We start from the raw sequence: 19,694 nt of genomic DNA, 5'->3' as shown, positions 1-19,694 counted from the left end.
CAGCCTCTCATTTTTAAGATTTTCTACGGGTATCCCGGTATATAAAAATCCGTGTATTTGCCGATTGTCCGAAGCTTGTTCTTTTATGAACTTAGTATAATTAAAAAAGCTACATGCTAAAATTAAATTCCGATTTATGAGCAACATAATTATCAGGCACAGTAATGGTTCCAAAGCCGGTTTGCAGGAAACATTGAGCCTTGAACCAGGTGCACTTTTAACGATCGGCCGTGGCCGTGGTAATGATATCAGCTTTGATCCTGAAAAAGAGGATAGGGTTAGCCGCAGTCATTGCCGGATTATCAGGGATAAAGACAATCCTGATCAATATTATCTTGAAGATTCGGGAAGCGTTAATGGAACTTATATAAATAATATGCCTATTAACGGTAAAACTTTACTGAGTATAGGGGATATCATCACTGTGGGCAAGAACGGACCAAAAATTGAATTTGATTTAAATCCCCGGCCCGAATCAGCGCTTAAAAAGACAAAGCTGGCCGACAGTTTTGATGACAAAAAAACTACGGTGCATAAAGCCATGCCTGAGGTGAAAGAAGCTATAGGGAAGCAAACCATGCAGCATATTATCCGGCAATCTGAAAAGAAAAATAAAATGAGCCTGCTGATCGTAGCGCTGGCTATTTTATTATTGGCCGGGGCTGGCGGTTACCTGCTGTATAAAAAGAAGAATGTAAAAGAGGTCAGGGAGGTTGTAAAAATAGAAAATCAGAAAACCGGTTTAACCCCGGCTGAAATCGCGAAGGCAAACCAGGATAAAGTATTGTATATAGAGTTTGCATGGAAGCTCACAGAAACTGCAACAGGAGAAGAGCTGTACCAGGTTTATATGCCAGTAACAAGCAATGGCCAGACCCGGTATGTGGGTTTGTATATGGTTGATGAAAAGGCTCAAAAGATCGTACCCTATTTAACAACAAAATCAAACATTCCTAAAGGAGCTATTGGCGATCTTATTGGTTCGGCCGGAACAGGCAGCGGGTTCGTGGTGGATGAGAGAGGGTTTATAGCTACCAACAGGCATGTGGCTGCCAATTGGTTTACGAGCTTTCAGTTTCAGAGCTATGCTTTCCCCGGGCTCCTGGTTCAAAAAAATGCACAGGGCAGGTTTGAGCTTACAAATAAAGTAGTAAATGTGCAGGATGTAGGGGAGTGGGTCCCGGGCAATAATCCGGCTCACAAAGGAGTGAATTCATACCTGGATGTAACTTTTGCTAATAATGCCCAGCGTACACCTGCTAATACGGTAAGGATATCCACCACACATGATGTGGCAATGGTTAAAATTGAGTTGCCCGAAATCCTGCCTGCCGTGCAGCTGTATGACAGTTATAATGAAATACAGCCCGGAGATGCAGCTGTGGTAGTTGGGTATCCGGGACTGGCGCCACAGCAGTATGTATTGAAACGCTCTCAGGATCGCTTTAATACCAATCCGAATATCAGCACAGTGCCTGTGCCTACCATCAGTAACGGTAATGTTGGCCGGCTGGTTAAAGGCTCTGAAAAAAGCGATAAAATTGATGAATATAAAAGTGGCTGGGGAGATTATTATCAGCTCACTATTAACTCCACAGGCGCAGGGAATAGCGGAGGTCCCATGTTTGACGAAAAAGGCCGGGCCGTGGGTATTTTTAGTGCCAATACGTATGGCAATGGCACCGCTATAACTTTTGCGGTTCCTATTAAATATGCTATTGAATTAATGGGTCGTCAGAAAGTAATAGAATAACGCCAAATAATATTTCCATGTTTTTCAGAAAAAATATCATCAGAGAAAGAACACCGGCTGCAATTGAAACGCTTATGTGCGAATCGGTTGCCGTCACTGACAAAGGGCCGTTGCGAGCCAATAATGAAGACACTTATAAGCTGATGCGGTTATCAACGCCTGATGATATTTTGGTAGCAATGGTAGCAGATGGAATGGGAGGCCACAATGCTGGTGAAGAAGCCAGCGTTATGGCTTGTGAAGTAATGAGCAATGCTATCAGGGAACAATTGCTTTATAAGAATGAATATGGGAAAATTCTTGAAGCAGCTATGCATACTGCGCATGCCGAAATACGAAATGCTGCTGTGCAGGACGAAACTAGAAAAGGAATGGGATGTACGCTTACCTGTGCATTAATAGCCAATAACCTGCTTTATATGGCGCATGTAGGCGATAGCCGGCTATATTTTGCGAATAATGTTGAATTAAAGCAGCTTTCCGATGATCAGACCATTGTAAATGAAATGTTCAAAAAGGGAAAGATAACAGAGGAGGAAAAGGACCATCATGTAATGAAGAATATTTTAATGCAGGCATTGGGAAGTGAGATTAAATTAACCCCACAGATCATACACCAGGGTATTCCCGTAAAAAAGAATGATTGTATTTTATTATGTACCGATGGAGTGTATGACGTTTTAAAAAGGCAGGAAATAAAAATGCTGATGCAGATGGATGATATAGTTTTTGCCAAAGATTGCTTGTCGGCTTTAGCGTATAAAAGAAATGCTTCAGATAATTTTTCTGCAATCATTTTAAAATATACACTTGTAAAAAGCGCTGGTTGCAATACAAAAGAATTAAATGCTTTGCTATGAGCGGATCGACAGAACAATATGAGGTTATAAAAAAAATAGGCGAGGGGGGTATGGGTATCGTGTACCTCGCCCGTGATACCGTTTTACAACGCTTTGTTGCAATTAAGGAATTAAGAAACTCTTCACTTCAGGCCGAAGGTAATTTTGCCGATCGTTTCCGGCAGGAGGCATTTGCTTTGGCACAGCTCAATCATAAAAACATAACACATATTTATGCGTTTGTTCCATATAATGCCTATTACTGGATGGTGATGGAGTATGTGGAAGGGAATACGCTGGAAGAGTGGATAAGCCTGCATAAAAATATACCGGCTTACAAAGCGTCTGCCATCATTGAGCAGGTATTGGCCGGATTAGTACATGCACATAAAAAGGGCATCATACATCGTGATATAAAGCCGGCTAATATTATCATTAATGAAGATGACGTTAAAATAATGGACTTCGGTATTGCACGTATCAATAACAATGTAAAACGATTGACCAGTCATGGTAAAACATTAGGAACCTTAGAGTATATGGCTCCTGAGCAAATACAGGGTAAGGAAGGCAATGAGCGTTCGGATATTTACGCCGTGGGCAGTATCTTTTATGAACTGCTTTGCGGTCATCCCCCGTTTGAAAAAATGCCCGATTTTGAATTGATGAAAGCAAAGCTCGAAAAAAACGCGATGCCATTATCTGCTACCGGTATGAAAATACCGCTTTCCCTGCAAAAGGTTGTTATGAGATCTCTGGAGCGCAGCCCGGCGCAGCGATATCCAACCGCACAGGCTTTTATAGATGCTATAAAAGAGTGTCATTTGTTGAATAACGCTGAAAATGAACCAGGCAATAAATTTTTAAAGTCAAATGTAGCGGCATTTAAATTCTCCAATCCGTTAAAAAAAATACCGCAGGTTCCTGCATTTAAAAAAGCTGCAGAGAAAGCCAGGGCATCATTGTCGTTTAAATTTTCATTGCCAGTGCTGCTTTTATGTGTTTCAGCGCTCATAAGTGTAGCGTTATTATGGTGGGCCAATACCGGGAAAAATAATGACACCGCCGTTACAATATCAAAGTCTAACCATCAGTATTGGGAAAATCCTGTATCAGCTCCGGAACCGGAAGTTACTTTAGCTTCAGGGGCAACAAAGCTCAACAGCGATTCAATACCTTTTAACGAAACGCCCAATGAAATGCTGGAGCGGATCTCAAAAAAAAAAGATGATGGGATGGCAGGTGACAAACCAAAAATAAAAGACAGAATACCCGTAAAAGCAGCAGCCGGAAATACACCAGTCGAAGAAGAAAGTGAGCATTTTGCTCTGGAAGATGAAGTGAAATACCCGGTCGATCGTAATAGGACAGCAAGGCGCGTAAGAGCATCTTCTAACGAAACGGTTAGCCTGATGCTGACTGAAAGCCTTAGTTCGGAAGATAGATCGCGAGATGGCCAGGTAATTAGTCTTCGTGTAGTGAACGATGTGATTGTGGATGGTACGATATGGATCCGTAAAGGTGCTACGGCAACCGGAAAAATAGTAGATGTAGTGCCTGCTAACAAAAGAAAAAAAGCAGTGATCGGTTTTGTGATCCGCAGTATCACTACAACTGATGGTAACGAAATAAAAGTAAGCTCCCCACGTTACCGGAATTTTGCCACGGGTCTTAACGAACCGGTCTATTTTTCTTCGGGCCAGGTATTTACTGTGCAAACCGGCAGGGGCAGGCCCCGGCGCTAGATTAGAAACATACATCCAGTTTGATCCTTGTAGAATCCGAACCACCCTTTGAGGTGTTTTTTTATGTATTTTTTAAAGTTTAGAATTTTAATTATATCTTTATGATATCATTTTAATATCAATCAACAATTATGGAAAAAGTTATCAAACCAATATCGGGCTATCTCGCTATACTGATCGTATTTGTTCTTGCTGCAACATCGGTATACTGTTTTTTTAATGCTAACAATGGCACAGTCTTTATTGTGGCCGGCATCATTTGTATATTAATGTCAGTCTTTTTATTAAAGGGCCTCATGATCATTCAGCCCAATCATTCCCGCGTGCTTACTTTCTTTGGCCGGTATGTTGGTTCTGTAAAAGAAAATGGCCTGTTTTTTATCAATCCGCTGTATGCCAGCTATAAGATCAGCCTGCGTGCACAAAATTTTCAGGGCCAGACATTAAAGGTAAACGATAAAATGGGTAACCCTATTGAAATAGGAGCGGTGATTGTATGGAAGGTAAGCGACACCTACAAGGCAGCTTTTGAGGTTGCCAGTTATGCAGATTATGTAAGAACACAGAGCGAAGCTGCAATCAGACATCTTGCGGTAAGCTTTCCTTATGATAATCTTGAAGATGAAAATGCAGATATTACTTTAAGGGACGGGGCAGAAAAGGTGAACCAGATACTGGAGCAGGAATTATCCGAGAGATTAGCTCCTGCAGGAATTTTAGTTCAGGAAGCACGTATCAGTCATTTAGCCTATGCATCTGAAATCGCAGGCGCTATGTTACAGCGACAGCAGGCTATTGCTATTGTGGCAGCACGTACCAAAATTGTTGAAGGCGCTGTGGGGATGGTTGACCTTGCCCTAAAGAAATTATCCGAGGAAAATATAGTTGAGCTGGATGACGAAAGAAAGGCCGCTATGGTAAGCAATTTAATGGTAGTATTATGCGGCGAAAAAGCTGCTACGCCTATATTAAATGCAGGCACACTTTATCAATAAGTAAAAATCGGGGATGGCTTTGAGCGATAAGAAAAATTTTATACTGCGTATTGACATTGATACTTTTTCATTACTTGAAAAGTGGGCGGCAGACGATTTCAGAAGCGTGAATGGCCAGATAGAATATTTGCTGAATGAGGCGCTGATTAAGTCGGGAAGAAAGAAAACTGCCCGGAAATCAGCAGCTACAGGAACAAAGAAAAAATAATTATCTTTCCTGTAAATAGATCTCTATGAAATTGCTGCCTTTTTGTTTTTCTGCACTGGTTACGATATTGCTGATCTTTATATTAAACAGACCGGTTGGTAATAAAATACCCATGCCTTTGGGTAGTTTTTTAAGTCCGCAAACGGGTTTCTGGCAAAATGCGGAGGATACTGCTTTTAACTATGACCTGAACCTTGCTTTACCTCAGCTTAAGGCGCCGGCAAAAGTGTATTTGGATGAAAGGCTTGTGCCGCATGTGTTTGCGCAGAATGATGAAGACCTCTATTTTATACAGGGATTCCTGCATGCAAGGTTCCGCCTGTTCCAGATGGATCTGCAAACCAAAGCAGCCGAAGGCCGTGTTAGTGAGATTGCAGGATCTGCAGCGATTAATTATGACAGATCACAACGCAGGTTAGGGATGAAGTATGCTGCCGAAAACACCGTAATGGAAATTGAACAGGATGCGGATGCGCTGTCCAGGTATTCTGCTTATACAAACGGGGTAAATGCATATATCAACACGCTTACTGAAAGCCGGTTACCCATTGAATATAAAATATTGAACTTTAAGCCGGAGCAATGGACTAATCTGAGAACCGCCCTTCTTTTAAAGATGATGGCACAAATGCTTTCGTCAGGTACTGAAAGGGATTTGGCAAATACGAATCTGAAAGCGATCCTTACCTCTTCGCAATTTAATTTGCTGTATCCACAGGTGCCGGATTCGCTGGCGCCTATTGTACCCAAAGGCACAATCTTTCCTGAACCCCTGCACCGGTACAAAATTCCTTCTGATGCTGATGCTGTTTATTTTTTCAATAATCGTTCGGTAGCTGTAAATGAATTGTATCTGCAGGACAGGAACAATGGCAGCAATAACTGGGTTGTGGCGGGCAGTAAAACGGCAAGCGGAGCGCCTGTTCTTTGTAATGATCCCCATCTGGAACTATCGTTGCCCTCTATCTGGTACGAAATGCAGTTAACCACTCCTGCGTCAAATGTATATGGTGTAACGTTGCCCGGAAGTCCTTTTGTCATTATTGGATTCAATGATAATATCGCATGGGGAGTAACCAATTCCCAAAGGGATGTAAAAGATTATTATACAATTCAATTTAAAGATGCCGCAAAGGGAGAGTACTGGTTTGAAAATGAGTGGAAACCGGCTCAGCAACGGGTTGAAGAAATAAAGGTAAAAGGCCAGGCACCAGTATATGATACTGTTTCCTATACCATATTTGGCCCGGTTATGTATGATGCGGCTTACGCTGATACGGTAACCTTTCAATCAGCTTTGGCTGTAAAATGGATGGCGCATCATACAGGTGATGATGGCAGTACTTTTTTCAAACTCAACCGCGCCTCCAATTATAATGAATATGTGGAAGCCATTAAAACCTTTGAATGCCCGGGGCAGAATTTTGTATTTGCATCCAAAAGCGGGGATATTGCTATCTGGCAACAGGGCAGGTTTCCCGACAGGTGGCAGGGACAGGGGCAGTTTATAATGCCGGGAACAGACAGCAGCTATATGTGGCAGGGGTATATTCCTCAATCAGAAAACCCTCACGTTTTGAATCCGGACAGGGGATTTCTGGAGAGCGCCAACCAACGGCCTGCCGACGGAACTTATCCTTATTTTATTCCAGGCACCTACATAACGCCACGTGGTATTGCGATAGCGCATTTTCTAAGCCGGATGAACAGTATCACTATTCAGGATATGATGCAATTGCAGAACAACTATTACAACATACTGGCCAATGATATGCTGCCTGTATTTTTACAACATACCGATGAAACCGCTTTAACGCTGGAAGCTAAGAAATATCTCAGTTTGATAAAACAATGGAACTATGATGCCGGCCCCGCTTCTGTGGGCCAGACCATTTATCAATGCTGGCTTGATAGTCTTCAAAAAAATATATGGGCAGACGAATTGAGTAAGGCAGGTTCCTTAACGCCCATTCCCGGCGAACAAACATTAATGGAACTATTGAAGAGAGATACTACGCTATTAGGATTTGTAGATAATAAGATGACACCTGTTATTGAAACATTAACTGATAGGGTCTCTGCTGCATTAAACAGCGCTTCAAAGGAATTGGAAAAGGCAGAAAAAGATGGCCGGCTTGAATGGGCGAAATTTAAAGATCCTGCTGTCTATCATCTACTAAAAAATAATATGCTTTCTTTTTCCCGTATGCATTTGCCTGTTGGAGGATCTGAAAGTACCATTAATGCTATGAAAAAGAGTCATGGACCAAGCTGGCGCATGGTAGTGCAGCTTACAGCAGCTACCGAGGCCTTTGGTGTTTATCCTGGCGGACAAAGTGGTAACCCGGGTAGCCGTTTTTATGATAATGGCATTGATACCTGGGTGCAGGGAAAATACTACCAGTTATGGATGATGAAAACTGGTGAGGTAAAAGACAGGCGTGTAAAATGGGTTATGACTTTTTCCGGATCGTAATAGAATAAATTGCTGATTTCTCGCTGTGCTTAATCATAGCACTAACCGTTAAAAATATTTTTGTATGAAGTTTTTTCTGTCAGTCCTGGTAACAGGAGTTCTGTCTTTTATAATGGGTTTATATACACCCTGGTGGAGTGTTGCAATAGTAGCTTTTATCGTTTCCCTGCTTATACCTGAACGCCCCTTAGGTGCTTTCTTTTCCGGTTTTTCGGGAGTTTTTTTAATGTGGCTGATTGTGGCTGCGTTCATCAATGCCGCTAACAACAGTATTTTGGCCAACCGGATAGGAGGGATGTTGGGCATTGGACAAAACCCGCTGCTATTGATATTTATTACAGCTTTTGTAGGTGGATTGGTGGGGGGCTCTGCCGCCTTAAGCGCCTCTTATTTGCGAAAACATCCATAGGACACTGCATTACTTTTTATCAATGCACCCTGGAGTCGGCACTTTTTTATAAGCTAAAAAACAGCATATACCAGTTGCACCACATAGGGGGCAAGCAAGGCAGTAAGAATGCCATTCATTATCAGGCCCAGGCTGGAGAAGGCACCAAAGCGCGGACTGATCTCCATGGAGCGGGAGGTACCTACAGCATGGGCTGCAGTTCCCATAGAAAGTCCCTGTGATACAGGATTTTTAACCCTGGTTCTGTGCATAATGGCATACCCGAATATCGAACCAAATATGCCTACAAAAATGACAATAAAGGCCGTTAAGGCAGGGATGCCTCCAATAGCGCTGGATACTTCTATAGCAATAGGTGTGGTAACGGATTTGGGAGCTAAAGAAAGTACCACTTCCTTTGAAGCGCCCATCAGGCGCGCGATAATAACAACACTCAGAATACTTACTATACAGCCCACTGCCTGGGAAACAATAATAGCAACGGTCTGTTTTTTTATTTTCTCAAGTTGATGATAGAGCGGCACACCCATGGCTACTACAGCCGGTTTAAGTAAAAACTCTATCATCTGGCAACCATCATGATAGTTTTCGTAGCTGATTCCCATGAGCTTCAACGCCCCGATAATGATAACAACGGATACCAGTATAGGGTTTAGAATAATCTTATTGGTTCTCTTTTGTAAGATCTGGGCTCCATAATATACCGCAAAAGTGAAAGCTATCACAAAAGCCGGGCTGTTAAAAAAATCATTCATCTTCTCTAAAATCAAAGCGGTGACTGGTCTTTATTTGATAAGGGCTTGTTGGTTTTAGTATGTCCCATTCTTTTTCGTAAGTACTGATGCGTCCATCCTGTAGCAGCCAGGGTAAGAATGGTACTTACTACTGCTGCTGTTAAGATAGGCAGCACTGAAGTTTTAAGAATGTTTAGATACATCATTACAGCTACACCGGCAGGTACAAAAAAGAAAGCGATGTTATTGGAGAGAAATGCAGAAATGTCCTTTACCCACGCAAGCTTTACCCAGCCCCGCTTCAGCAGCAGCGTTAATATAATCATTCCTATAATACTGGCAGGAATTTTAAATGGAATAAAATAAGCGATCAGCTCGCCAACAGCTAAACACCCAAAGATGATGGTACATTGTCTTATCATATAATACTTTAACGGTTCAATATCTTCAAAAATATTTCCAACTGTTTTATATGGCTTAACCGCTGATAATGATATTTTAAGGGTAAAAAGCGCCGGATACCCCTTAAATATTTACAAATCTACTGGTTATAAGTGAAGTACCGTATTGAGAATTATCATTGGAGCAATTAAAAATAAGCTGTACTTTTGCAGCCTGAAATTTGGTGCAGCCTGTAACTGCCCAATTAGTTTATTAATTTCCCGTTTTGGCGGGATCAAATTTCAAAAAATCATGGCATTGCACAATCGCGTTTCCCGCAGGGAACTTAAAGAACGCATTTTAAAAGATCATACACCGCGTACTACTATTTCTTTTTATAATTATTTTAAAATTGCAGATCCGGTATCATTTCGCAACAACCTGTACAGGCAGTTTTCGGGCCTCGGTGTATTAGGAAGAATATATGTGGCTGCAGAAGGTATTAATGCGCAAATAAGCGTGCCGTCAAAAAATTTTGAAATATTCCGGCAGGAACTTTATTCTTCCGATCCTGCGCTCAATGGCCTGCGCCTTAATATTGCAGTAGATGACGATGGAAAATCCTTTTATGTATTGGATATAAAAGTACGCCATAAAATTGTGGCAGATGGAATAGAGGATCCTGCATTTGATATGGCAAACAAGGGTAAATATGCCGATGCAGAAAAATTCAATCAGCTGGCCGCTGATCCGGATACGATCATTATTGATATGCGTAACCACTATGAATATGAAGTGGGTCATTTCGAAAATGCTATTGAAATACCCAGTGATACTTTCCGGGAACAGCTGCCAATGGCGGCAGATATGATGCAGAAGCATAAGGATAAAAATATCATTATGTATTGCACTGGCGGCATCCGCTGTGAAAAAGCATCAGCTTACATGCTGCACAAAGGATTCAAAAATGTATTTCATCTGGAAGGAGGCATTATCAATTATGTAAACAAAGTAAAGGCGCAGGGGCTTGAAAATAAGTTTCATGGAAAAAACTTTGTTTTTGATCAAAGATTGGGAGAACGGGTAACCGACGAAATTATTGCCAGGTGCCACCAGTGTGGAAGACCTGCCGATACTCATGTGAACTGCATCAATGATGCCTGCCATCTGTTATTTATTCAATGTGAAGCATGTGCTAAAGAGTTTGAGGGTTGCTGCAGCCATGAATGCAGGGATTTTATTCATTTACCGGCCGAAGAGCAAAAAGAAAAACGAAAAGGGATTGATGTGGGCCGAAATGTATTCAATAAATCAAAATCGAGGTTAGAGCGTTTGAGTATTAAAAATGAAGTAACAAAAAAAGAATAATTTTTTTGAATATTGCAGCGTTTGGAATAAAGTTTGCGTCTGAACAGTTGAAATATTATTAAAAGCTATACTTTTTATGAAACGTATTTCTCAGATGCTATTGTTATTAATATTGGTCGCAACACCCGCTATACTTTTTATGGCTGATAATAAACACATTATGAATGATAATTCAAAAAAAACTATGCATCCGGATACCGGGAACAAATATAAGATCACTTATTCAGCCTTTTCCGTTCCTGCAGAATAAACAAGTCAATCAGCTTTTTCCGGTTTTCAGCAGTTCAACTTCCTGCTGAAGCTGTATAAGAAGTTCCTGTATATGTAAAATCTGATCCGGCTTTCCGGAAGTTGAAAAAGTAGCTGATTCAGTTTTTTTACCGGTTTCAGTATTTTCTTCAATATCTTCCTGGAGCTCTTCTACATCCTCCTGAATCTCCTCTACATCTTCCTGTATCTCTTCTACGTCTTCCTGCATTTCCTCCACATCTTCCTGTATCTCTTCAATATCTTCCTGTATCTCTTCTACATCTTCCTGGATATTTTCAATATCCTGGCTGTTTTTATTTACAGACATTTGTATAAAGATGGCGAGGTAAATGGCTTCCAGCGATACAATTGTGGTCAGTGTTAAAAGCATTTTATCAAAACTGACAATATGAAGTGCGGGAAGCGCAAATGCTATAATAAACAGCAAGGTATGTACTACCAGCGAAGCCGTTGAGCCTATCCAGCGGGTAGCAATATCAGCTATATGTTCCAGTCTTGCCTTATTGCGCTCTCCTAAACTAGTATGATTTTTAGGGTTTATCATTTGAGGGCGCAAAATTAGACAATATATTGATCTCTTGGCGTATTTTTTCGTAGTAAACTCCTGTTCCAGTGCCGCCCCTGGTTTAGAGAGCAGCAGCACTGTTTGCCGGTTACCTGCTTACAGGTAATGCGATGAAGATTTTTGAACGCCTTTTCGCGGCTACAGCACTGTTACTGCTCCCATAGTTTTACACCACCATCAATACCGTCAATATTGTCTACTAAAATGATATTGCTGTCCAGTTTAAAATCCAGCTTTTTAGACAGTCCGCCGCCTATATACAAACGGTCATAATTGAAAACCGTTTTAATAACGGAAAGCACATACTGCATTCTTTTATTCCATTTTCTTTTGCCTATTTTATTGAAGATGGCTTCGCCGATAAAAGCATCGTAATCCTTTCCCTTATGGATAGGATGGTGGGCCACTTCCAGGTGCGGCAATACTTTCCCGTCAAGATAAAAAGCGGTTCCAAATCCGGTGCCCAGTGTGGTCATCATTTCAAATCCTTTTCCGCTTACGCAGCCAAGTCCCAGTAAATCAGCATCGTTTATCACGCGCGCAGGTTTCCCCAGTGTAACCATTAATTCTTCGGCCAGGTTAACGTTTTGCCAGTAGCTGCTGCCCAGATTGGGCGCTGTATGCACTATGCCATCTCTTATATACCCGGGAAACCCGGCAGCTATACGATCATACTTAAAATTCTTTACCAGTTCCTTTATCGAGTTCAATACATTTTTGGGGTCCGCTGGCTGCGGGGTAGGTACCTTGGTATATTCATGCAGAATCTTACTATGATTATTTAGAGTACAGGCTTTGATCTTAGATCCGCCAATATCAATGGAAAGTGTTACAGGTGTTTTCTTAACAGCCTGTGTGCCAGGATTTTGTTTTTTTGCCATCGTAATAATTATAATTGTGTTTTAGCGTTCAAAAAAGCCCAGGGTGCCCCCTGTCCAGGTTTTATCTTTATTATATCTTACTCCAATCATTTTGCCTTTACTTAACCTTACTAAATTATTAGCAGGCACCGGCCGCTCCTGTCCGTCGGGCCAGAAGTAGAATATACGGATCTCCGCTTTTGCCGGTTCATCGGGAGTCTGAATGGCTGGTGCATACGCTACTTTTTGCTGAAGTATCCAGTTTTCAGGGTCGTTTATTTTTTCTATATCTGCCCGGGTAACGTCAATAACCACACCCTGCCCTGCAAAAGAGAACAATGGCTTCAGCACATAATTTTCCAGGTCTACAGGAATCTGTTCTACCTGGCTAAGGTATTTTGTGGGAGGGATATTCGGATGGTTGATTAACGGCAGCGTATATTTACTCACTCGGTAAAACCAGTTAGGGTGCGGTATCCATTCCACCTCAATATCCCCGAACACCACCTTAGCTTTTTGCTGCACCCATGCTTCCTGCTGCAGCAGCTCATCGAAAATGACGCGGTTATAAATTCTTTTGATCAGAGTTTCTTTGCCGTTATTAAGATAAAAAAGCTGTTTCCCTTTCAGTATAAGTTCGGTTATGCAAACGGGTTTGATACCGAGGTACTGCTGTGTACAATAAAAATCAATATTGGTTTTTTGCTTTTCGGGAAATATTTCCAGCAGTACCACATTTTCAGGTGGATGATTTTTGAGGATCATATTTTTCAGCAGCTCCAGGTAGCTTTCCCTGGTAAGATTGCCCAGGTAGCTGGAATAATTATCGGGAGCGCTGAAGTGTTTGTGATACACATCATCTAATAAAATTTCGTAAGCAAAAAGCGAGGGGAAGGCCTGCATCTCTATCAGCTGTGGTTCCAGCTTATTTTTTTCATTGATACAAACACCAAAATCAAAAGCAATGCATTCCGGGCGCTCATTATCCTGCTGTACCTCAAGATTTTTAGGGATCGAGTTTTGTGTCAGCTCCTTAAAACCGGGTTTCATTATTACATCTACAATACTTTCGCAGGCGCTGATCATCTGGTCCGAGAAGCATTTAGGAACAAATATGGGGGTTTCAGCGGTTCTGAATTGCAGGGGCACGTGTATGCTGTTAAGCTCAGATACAAAAGCATTATATTTTTCCTGTGTGAAACTATTATTAAAGGCTGCTCTTAATTCTTTTACCATTGTAAAAAAAATATACAGACAAGATAACGAATAAGTTTTTTAGTATAAAGCATAATATGAAAAAGTTTTTTATAAACAGTCCGGGGCCAGAAAACCACAGGTAAAACGAGTAAAACCCCTACCTTGCAGTTATGAAGCATTTACAGGCTTTAGGAAAATATTTCTGGAAATACAGGCTGAGATTAGGTGCCGGAATTTTATTTGTAGTATTATCCAATTACTTCAATGTGCTCTCTCCCCAGCTCATGCGTTTTATTATCAATTATGTAGATAATGCGCTTTCTCTTACCAAAACCACCGCAGTTAATAATAAGGAAGGGTATGACATTTTAGTAAGCAGAGTCATTCATTGGATAGACCAGGAGAGAAGCATAGGGCAGGTGGTAATTATTGCGAGCATGGTCATATTGCTGCTGGCCTTATTAAGAAGCTTTTTCATGTTCCTGATGCGGCAAACTATTATTGTAATGAGCCGGCATATTGAGTATGATCAAAAGAATGAAGTGTACACTAAGTATCAAAGCCTGGATAGTTTGTTTTTTAAACGCCACAACATTGGCGACTTAATGAACCGCATCGCAGAAGATGTGAGTCGTGTGCGGATCTTTACGGGTCCGGCTATTATGTATATTGTTAACCTGGTTTCGGTAATAGCGCTGAGCGTTTTTTTTATGCTTAAGAGCAGCAAGGAGCTTACTTTATATGTACTGATGCCTTTACCGGCCCTGGCAGTTATAATTTATTTCGTTAACAGCACGATTCACAAAAAAAGTGAACGTATACAGGAAGCCCTGTCAGATCTTACAACCAATGCCCAGGAGTCCTATTCGGGTATAAGGGTTATAAAATCTTTTGTACAGGAGCGCGCGATGCTGGGCTTCTTTACAGGTAATACGGAAAAATACAGGCAGAGCGCCGTAAGCCTCGCAAAAACAGAGGCAATCTATTTTCCGGCTATAAACCTGCTGATAGGCGTCAGCACATTGCTGACGATAATGATAGGAGGGCTGTATTACATCAACAACGAACATAATATCAGCCCCGGCACTATCGTGGAGTTTGTGGTTTATGTAAATATGCTCACATTCCCGGTAAGCGCCATAGGCCTTACCGCAAGTATGGTACAGCGTGCCGCAGCCTCGCAAAAAAGACTGAATGAGTTTTTAGAAATAGAGCCGGAAGTGAAAGACAACAGCACTGCACGGGATGTAAATCTTGAGGGAACGGTTGATTTTAATAATGTAACATTTACTTATGCTGATACAGGAATTGTGGCGCTAAAAGATTTCAGCCTGCATATTCATAAAGGTGAAAAGATTGCTATTACAGGGCGTACAGGAAGCGGGAAATCAACCATTGCCCAATTATTACTACGGATGTACAACGTGCAGCAGGGAAGCATAGCGCTGGACCATATACCTCTTAAAGATATACGGCTATCTTCCCTTAGAACGCAGGTAAGCTTTGTACCACAGGATGTGTTTTTATTCAGCGATACGGTGGAAAATAATATCAGGTTCGGTATACCGAATGCGAAAAGAGAGGCTGTGGCAGAGGCTGCAGCCATTGCAGGAGTGGATAAGGAAATAGAAGGTTTTTCAAACGGGTATGAGACAATGATCGGCGAGAGAGGCGTTACGCTTAGCGGAGGGCAAAAGCAGCGGATCTCTATAGCCCGGGCGCTGATTAAAGAACCGGCCCTTATTATTTTTGATGACTGCCTGAGCGCTGTGGACGCTAAAACCGAAATAGAGATTATGGGCAGGCTGAACCGGTTTCTGGCTGATAAAACTGCAATCATCATTACCCACCGCGTATTTTCCCTGTTAAATTTTGACAGGATCATTGTGCTGGATGAGGGCCGGATTGTTGAGCAAGGCACTCATGCCCAGCTCATGCAAATGGAAGCTGGGCTGTATGCAAAACTTTACCGGCAACAGCAGGGGAGCACAGTTAATAATGGGTAGGAAGATATATGATATGAAAGCGGACAGAGGACAGATGACAGTTGACAGGGGAAAGTTAAAAAATTGAAACATTGACAGGGTTTGGTCATGAACTGTAATGGTTGAATGTAGTTTAATAGTAGTTGAAAGTGGCTTAATAGTGGTTTAAAGGTTTATAAGAAGGCTGAAAAAGATTACCAAACAGGTGATATAGAAATTCTATACTGCCGACTGAAAGCCAAAAACTGAGATGTGAACCTGAAACCGGTAACTCGTAACCAGTTTCTGACATCCAGTATCCTCCCATATAAAAGTCTAAACTCTTTTGCTCTTTCAACCGGTAAATCTTATTTTTATCGGATGACATTTTCTATTACAATTATCATTACAGCTATTACAGTTATTGTTTCCCTGATGGGATTTAACAGTGCGAAGGTGATAGATAACCTTATCTTTTATGGGCCTGCTATTTCCCGGAACCGCCAATATTATCGCTTTATTACCTGCGGTTTTATTCATGCCGATTTTATGCACCTTGCATTTAATATGCTGGCATTCTACAGCTTCGGGCAGGTACTGGAATTGGGGCTGTTTTCCTCGCCTGATATATTTGGAAAAGAGGCGCCGTTTTATTATGTCATGCTTTATGCGGGCGCATTAATTGTGTCAAGCCTCCCTGATTATTTCAACCACAAGGATGATTATCATTTCAGGAGCCTGGGTGCTTCAGGAGCAGTGTCTGCTGTTATTTTTTCCTGTATCATATTGTATCCCACCCTGCCCATCAGCTTTTTCTTTTTACCCGGTATCCCGGGCTGGATCTTTGGGTTGCTTTATCTCGGTATTTCGGCTTACCTGAATAAACAGGGTGGCGGCCGTATCAATCATGGGGCGCATTTATGGGGCGCTGTATTCGGGATTATTTATACCATATTATTTGTTTCTTTAAAAGGAAATATAAATGTGTGGCAGAACTTCATCAGTAATATTATCGGATGATTTTACTGATTTAAATCAGTAAAAAGATCATTAAAAAGTAGTATTTTAGTTTTGTTAAACGATTTATTAAATTAAATGAATTGCTATGTCTGAACATTATTTTCCTCGGGGCTTCGAATCCTGGCAAAAAACCCATTTTGAAGTAGTGGAAGCATTGTGCTATTTAAGAGACCTGGAAGAGGAAAAACAGGTGAAAAACTTTTCCCAGATGATCGATCATGGTGCAACAGAAGACCTGTACCGGCTGGCTATTGAATTAACAGATAAATTTGAGGCAGAAGATGTAGATCGCGAGGGCAGCACTTTGTTCGATCTTGTCGAGGCATTTGTAAGTAAAGCAACCAGATAGGAGCTTAGATTGATTGTCTAATACAGAAACAGCGTATGCTTTTACCAAGCGATACGCTGTTTCTATTTAGTGCACTCACTTTTAAGATGTGGAGGCGACCGGACTCGAACCGGTGTCCAAACATATTCTCCAAAAGCTTTCTACATGCTTATTTTCTTATTGTTTGTAGGCAATGAACAGGAAAGAAACCAACCAATTCAATGCTTAGCTGTATGGTCTTTTGCTGCCGGCACAGCCTACGACAGCAGCATTCTGTTTTTTATTTTGAGTCGGCGGCGGAGCATGGTAACAGACCAACCTGCTCAACGCGGCCCTAATGACTATCTAATCACTGATTAGGCAGCCATGGCATACTGTGTATTGCCATTTATAGTTTGAGTATTCAGATTTACGGGCTAATTACACAACGCCCGACATGCTTACACTTTCAAAGACCTACGCTGTCAAAACCAAACGCCCCCAAGCCTCATTCTACCTATCCAAAGGCAAGGAGAAGGTAATGTTGTTCGAAAAGAATAACAAAGATACTAAGTAAAATGTTTTTAGAACACTTCTTTTGACCGGGTTATATATAAAATACAGAATTGCGTAGTTCTGTGTACCTTAGAGCCAATCAATTTTATGAAAAAACTATCATTTGTGAGCATATTATTTTTCCTGATGCTCTTATCCTGCACCGGCTACAGATCTTCCGTTCCGCAACTGAACAACGGCGAATATATTTACTGGATCAACAGCGCTACAAAGGACTGCCAGGGTGTAGGACCCATGAAATGTCTTGAAGTGCAAAAAAACGATACATTAGAACCTGGTAAATGGCAACTGTTTTACAGCCAGATAGAGGGCTTTACTTATGAACCAGGCTATGTATATCAACTAATTATAAAGGAAGAGCAGATTCCGGCTGACAGGGTGCCTGCAGATGGGTCAAGCATAAAGTATACGCTGGTAAAACAGTTGGAAAAGAAAGCAAATTAACTGTACTCCCCGTTTCTGTTATACCGGAATATTGTTTCTGAGATTAAAAGTCTGTAACTCATTGGCTACCGGCCCCACCCAAACCAGTCGTTACCATTAGCATATAACATCAGCCCCAGCAATAATACCATGCCTACCATTTGTGCATACTCTAAAAACTTTTCACTGGGCTTACGTCCGCTAATCATTTCATATAATGTGAACACTACGTGGCCGCCATCAAGTGCCGGGATAGGCAGCAGGTTCATAAATGCAAGCACAATAGAAAGAAAGGCTGTGATATTCCAGAACGCTTCCCAGCTCCAGTAAGTAGGAAATACAGACCCCATCGCCTTAAAACCACCCACACCTTTGTAGGCTTCTGTTTTAGGGTTCAGGATCATTTTAAACTGGTCCACGTAAGCTTTTAATTTTTCTCCTGATTTGGCCACCCCTGCAGGAAAAGCAGCAAGAAGGCTATACGATTTTTTCTCTACCCTGAAAGCGCCCAGCTTTTCATATTCTTCTGCTGTTAAGTAGGGTATACCAATACGTCCGTCTTTGTCTACCTGGGCGGTCAGCTGCAGGGAACTGCCATCCCTGTTTACAGAAACCAAAACTGTTCCGTTTTTTTTATTTTTTAACAATCCTGGTATCTGGTCATAATATTGAACGGGTATGGAGTCTATAGCTGTAATCAGATCCATTTTTCGCAGGCCGGCCTTATACCCGCCTAATGTATCCATACTTTCTTTTTTATCATAGTTCCCCACATAAGCCGGTAATCTCGGGCTAAAAAAGCTGCCTTTCTTTTTTTTGCTCTCCACCAGTTTCCCGATCAGGTTCACCGGCGGGTTGATAGTGATATCAGCACCATTCCTGTTCACTATTATCTTTTCGCTGCCTATAAGCACTTTCAGTCCCAGGTCTTCGAGATAGGTCACCGGCTGGTCGTTGATAGAAAGGATCTTGTCCCCGTCTTTAAAACCTATTTTATACATCAGGCTGTCATTAACAGCCACTCCATCCTTTAAAGAGGACAATGGCGTTTTCTGTTCGCCCCATACAAATAAAATGACCGCATAAATAATAAACGCAGTAAGTACATTCATAATAATGCCGGCGAGCATAATAATGAGGCGCTGCCATGCCGGCTTGCTCCTGAACTCATACTTTTGAGGAGGCTGCTTCATTTGCTCTTTATCCATGCTCTCGTCAATCATACCACTTATTTTCACATAACCGCCAAGTGGCAACCAACCAATGCCATATTCTGTTTCTCCTACTTTCTTTTTAAATAAAGAGAACCATGGGTCAAAAAACAGGTAGAATTTTTCTACCCGGCAGCCAAACCACCTGGCCGTGATATAATGGCCAAATTCATGTAATAAAACCAGGATAGAAAGCGCCAGGATAAGCTGTGCTACCTGCACTCCAACACCAGACCAGCTAATAGCTAAAGTATAAAGCATTTATTATATTGAAAATATCTTAAAAATCGTGCGAAGATACGCCTTATATTCTTATTGATTTGCTAAAACAAATCATTAAAACGTATATTTTTATAAACTAATATAACATTTTTTTAGTTCACTCGTAAATAA

General features: G+C 41.4%; 18 protein-coding genes and 1 other RNA gene. 12 read left to right on the top strand and 7 right to left on the bottom strand.

Translation table 11 applies throughout. From position 1 onward, the window contains the following. Positions 1-136: 136 nt before the first annotated feature. The 7 genes from ACYVBM_RS18370 (at position 137) to ACYVBM_RS18340 (ending at position 8,425) form a co-directional block, all read left to right on the top strand. Entirely contained in the window at positions 137-1,753 is a 1,617-nt protein-coding gene (locus tag ACYVBM_RS18370) for a trypsin-like peptidase domain-containing protein (RefSeq protein WP_460687160.1), read from the top strand. Positions 1,754-1,770: 17 nt separating this feature from the next. Next, the gene (locus tag ACYVBM_RS18365; RefSeq protein ID WP_460687159.1) at positions 1,771-2,613 is read left to right on the top strand and encodes a PP2C family protein-serine/threonine phosphatase; all 843 of its coding nucleotides are present in this window, start codon (positions 1,771-1,773) and stop codon (positions 2,611-2,613) included. Further along, entirely contained in the window at positions 2,610-4,337 is a 1,728-nt protein-coding gene (locus ACYVBM_RS18360; protein ID WP_460687158.1) for a serine/threonine protein kinase, read from the top strand. Before ACYVBM_RS18365 ends, ACYVBM_RS18360 begins: the two co-directional genes overlap by 4 nt. A gap of 131 nt (positions 4,338-4,468) precedes the next feature. Beyond that, positions 4,469-5,332 carry an SPFH domain-containing protein gene (locus tag ACYVBM_RS18355; RefSeq protein WP_460687157.1) on the top strand — a complete coding sequence of 288 codons (864 nt, stop codon included), beginning with the start codon at positions 4,469-4,471 and terminating at the stop codon, positions 5,330-5,332. A gap of 13 nt (positions 5,333-5,345) precedes the next feature. After that, entirely contained in the window at positions 5,346-5,540 is a 195-nt protein-coding gene (locus ACYVBM_RS18350) for a type II toxin-antitoxin system antitoxin (protein ID WP_460687156.1), read from the top strand. Positions 5,541-5,565: 25 nt separating this feature from the next. Further along, positions 5,566-8,016 carry a penicillin acylase family protein gene (locus ACYVBM_RS18345; protein ID WP_460687155.1) on the top strand — a complete coding sequence of 817 codons (2,451 nt, stop codon included), beginning with the start codon at positions 5,566-5,568 and terminating at the stop codon, positions 8,014-8,016. A gap of 64 nt (positions 8,017-8,080) precedes the next feature. Then, the gene (locus ACYVBM_RS18340) at positions 8,081-8,425 is read left to right on the top strand and encodes a hypothetical protein (RefSeq protein WP_460687154.1); all 345 of its coding nucleotides are present in this window, start codon (positions 8,081-8,083) and stop codon (positions 8,423-8,425) included. A 53-nt stretch (positions 8,426-8,478) separates the two neighbouring features. On the opposite strand, the gene ACYVBM_RS18335 is transcribed toward ACYVBM_RS18340, so the two are convergent. Further along, complete coding sequence (locus ACYVBM_RS18335) at positions 8,479-9,180, bottom strand: CidB/LrgB family autolysis modulator (RefSeq protein ID WP_460687153.1); 702 nt, start codon at positions 9,178-9,180, stop codon at positions 8,479-8,481. Between the two features lie 11 nt (positions 9,181-9,191). Then, entirely contained in the window at positions 9,192-9,581 is a 390-nt protein-coding gene (locus tag ACYVBM_RS18330; protein ID WP_460687152.1) for a CidA/LrgA family protein, read from the bottom strand. A 271-nt stretch (positions 9,582-9,852) separates the two neighbouring features. Between ACYVBM_RS18330 and trhO the strand changes: the two genes are divergently transcribed. After that, positions 9,853-10,908, top strand: coding sequence for an oxygen-dependent tRNA uridine(34) hydroxylase TrhO (trhO, locus tag ACYVBM_RS18325; protein ID WP_460687151.1), 1,056 nt, complete (start codon positions 9,853-9,855; stop codon positions 10,906-10,908). A gap of 259 nt (positions 10,909-11,167) precedes the next feature. Here trhO and ACYVBM_RS18320 read toward each other — a convergent pair whose 3' ends face one another. The 3 genes from ACYVBM_RS18320 to ACYVBM_RS18310 all read right to left on the bottom strand — a co-directional run bounded on the left by ACYVBM_RS18320 (position 11,168) and on the right by ACYVBM_RS18310 (position 13,839). Continuing rightward, entirely contained in the window at positions 11,168-11,722 is a 555-nt protein-coding gene (locus tag ACYVBM_RS18320) for a DUF1003 domain-containing protein (protein WP_460687150.1), read from the bottom strand. A gap of 170 nt (positions 11,723-11,892) precedes the next feature. Beyond that, on the bottom strand, positions 11,893-12,624 hold the full coding sequence (locus ACYVBM_RS18315) for an ROK family protein (protein ID WP_460687149.1): 732 nt from the start codon (positions 12,622-12,624) through the stop codon (positions 11,893-11,895). A 21-nt stretch (positions 12,625-12,645) separates the two neighbouring features. After that, positions 12,646-13,839 carry a hypothetical protein gene (locus ACYVBM_RS18310; protein WP_460687148.1) on the bottom strand — a complete coding sequence of 398 codons (1,194 nt, stop codon included), beginning with the start codon at positions 13,837-13,839 and terminating at the stop codon, positions 12,646-12,648. A 131-nt stretch (positions 13,840-13,970) separates the two neighbouring features. Here ACYVBM_RS18310 and ACYVBM_RS18305 point away from each other — a divergent pair, with 131 nt between their 5' ends. From ACYVBM_RS18305 to ACYVBM_RS18295, 3 genes are all read left to right on the top strand, one after another. Continuing rightward, complete coding sequence (locus ACYVBM_RS18305) at positions 13,971-15,806, top strand: ABC transporter ATP-binding protein (RefSeq protein ID WP_460687147.1); 1,836 nt, start codon at positions 13,971-13,973, stop codon at positions 15,804-15,806. 339 nt (positions 15,807-16,145) lie between these two features. After that, positions 16,146-16,784, top strand: coding sequence for a rhomboid family intramembrane serine protease (locus ACYVBM_RS18300; RefSeq protein ID WP_460687146.1), 639 nt, complete (start codon positions 16,146-16,148; stop codon positions 16,782-16,784). Between the two features lie 85 nt (positions 16,785-16,869). Next, a complete protein-coding gene (locus ACYVBM_RS18295) occupies positions 16,870-17,133 on the top strand; it encodes a hypothetical protein (protein WP_460687145.1) in 264 nt (87 codons plus the stop codon). Between the two features lie 86 nt (positions 17,134-17,219). Here ACYVBM_RS18295 and ssrA read toward each other — a convergent pair. Then, positions 17,220-17,594, bottom strand: a transfer-messenger RNA (tmRNA) gene (gene ssrA, locus ACYVBM_RS18290). Positions 17,595-17,772: 178 nt separating this feature from the next. On the opposite strand from ssrA, the gene ACYVBM_RS18285 reads away from it, so the two are divergent. Next, positions 17,773-18,111 (top strand): DUF4377 domain-containing protein, encoded by a 339-nt coding sequence (locus tag ACYVBM_RS18285; protein ID WP_460687144.1) that lies wholly within the window; start codon positions 17,773-17,775, stop codon positions 18,109-18,111. 65 nt (positions 18,112-18,176) lie between these two features. Here the strand turns inward: ACYVBM_RS18285 and rseP are convergent, their stop codons facing one another. Continuing rightward, positions 18,177-19,562, bottom strand: coding sequence for an RIP metalloprotease RseP (rseP, locus tag ACYVBM_RS18280; RefSeq protein ID WP_460687143.1), 1,386 nt, complete (start codon positions 19,560-19,562; stop codon positions 18,177-18,179). Positions 19,563-19,694 lie beyond the last annotated feature (132 nt).

Source organism: Niabella aquatica (assembly GCF_054779315.1).
Note: the sequence above shows the minus strand (reverse complement) of the source record. Positions and strands in the feature narration are given on the sequence as shown.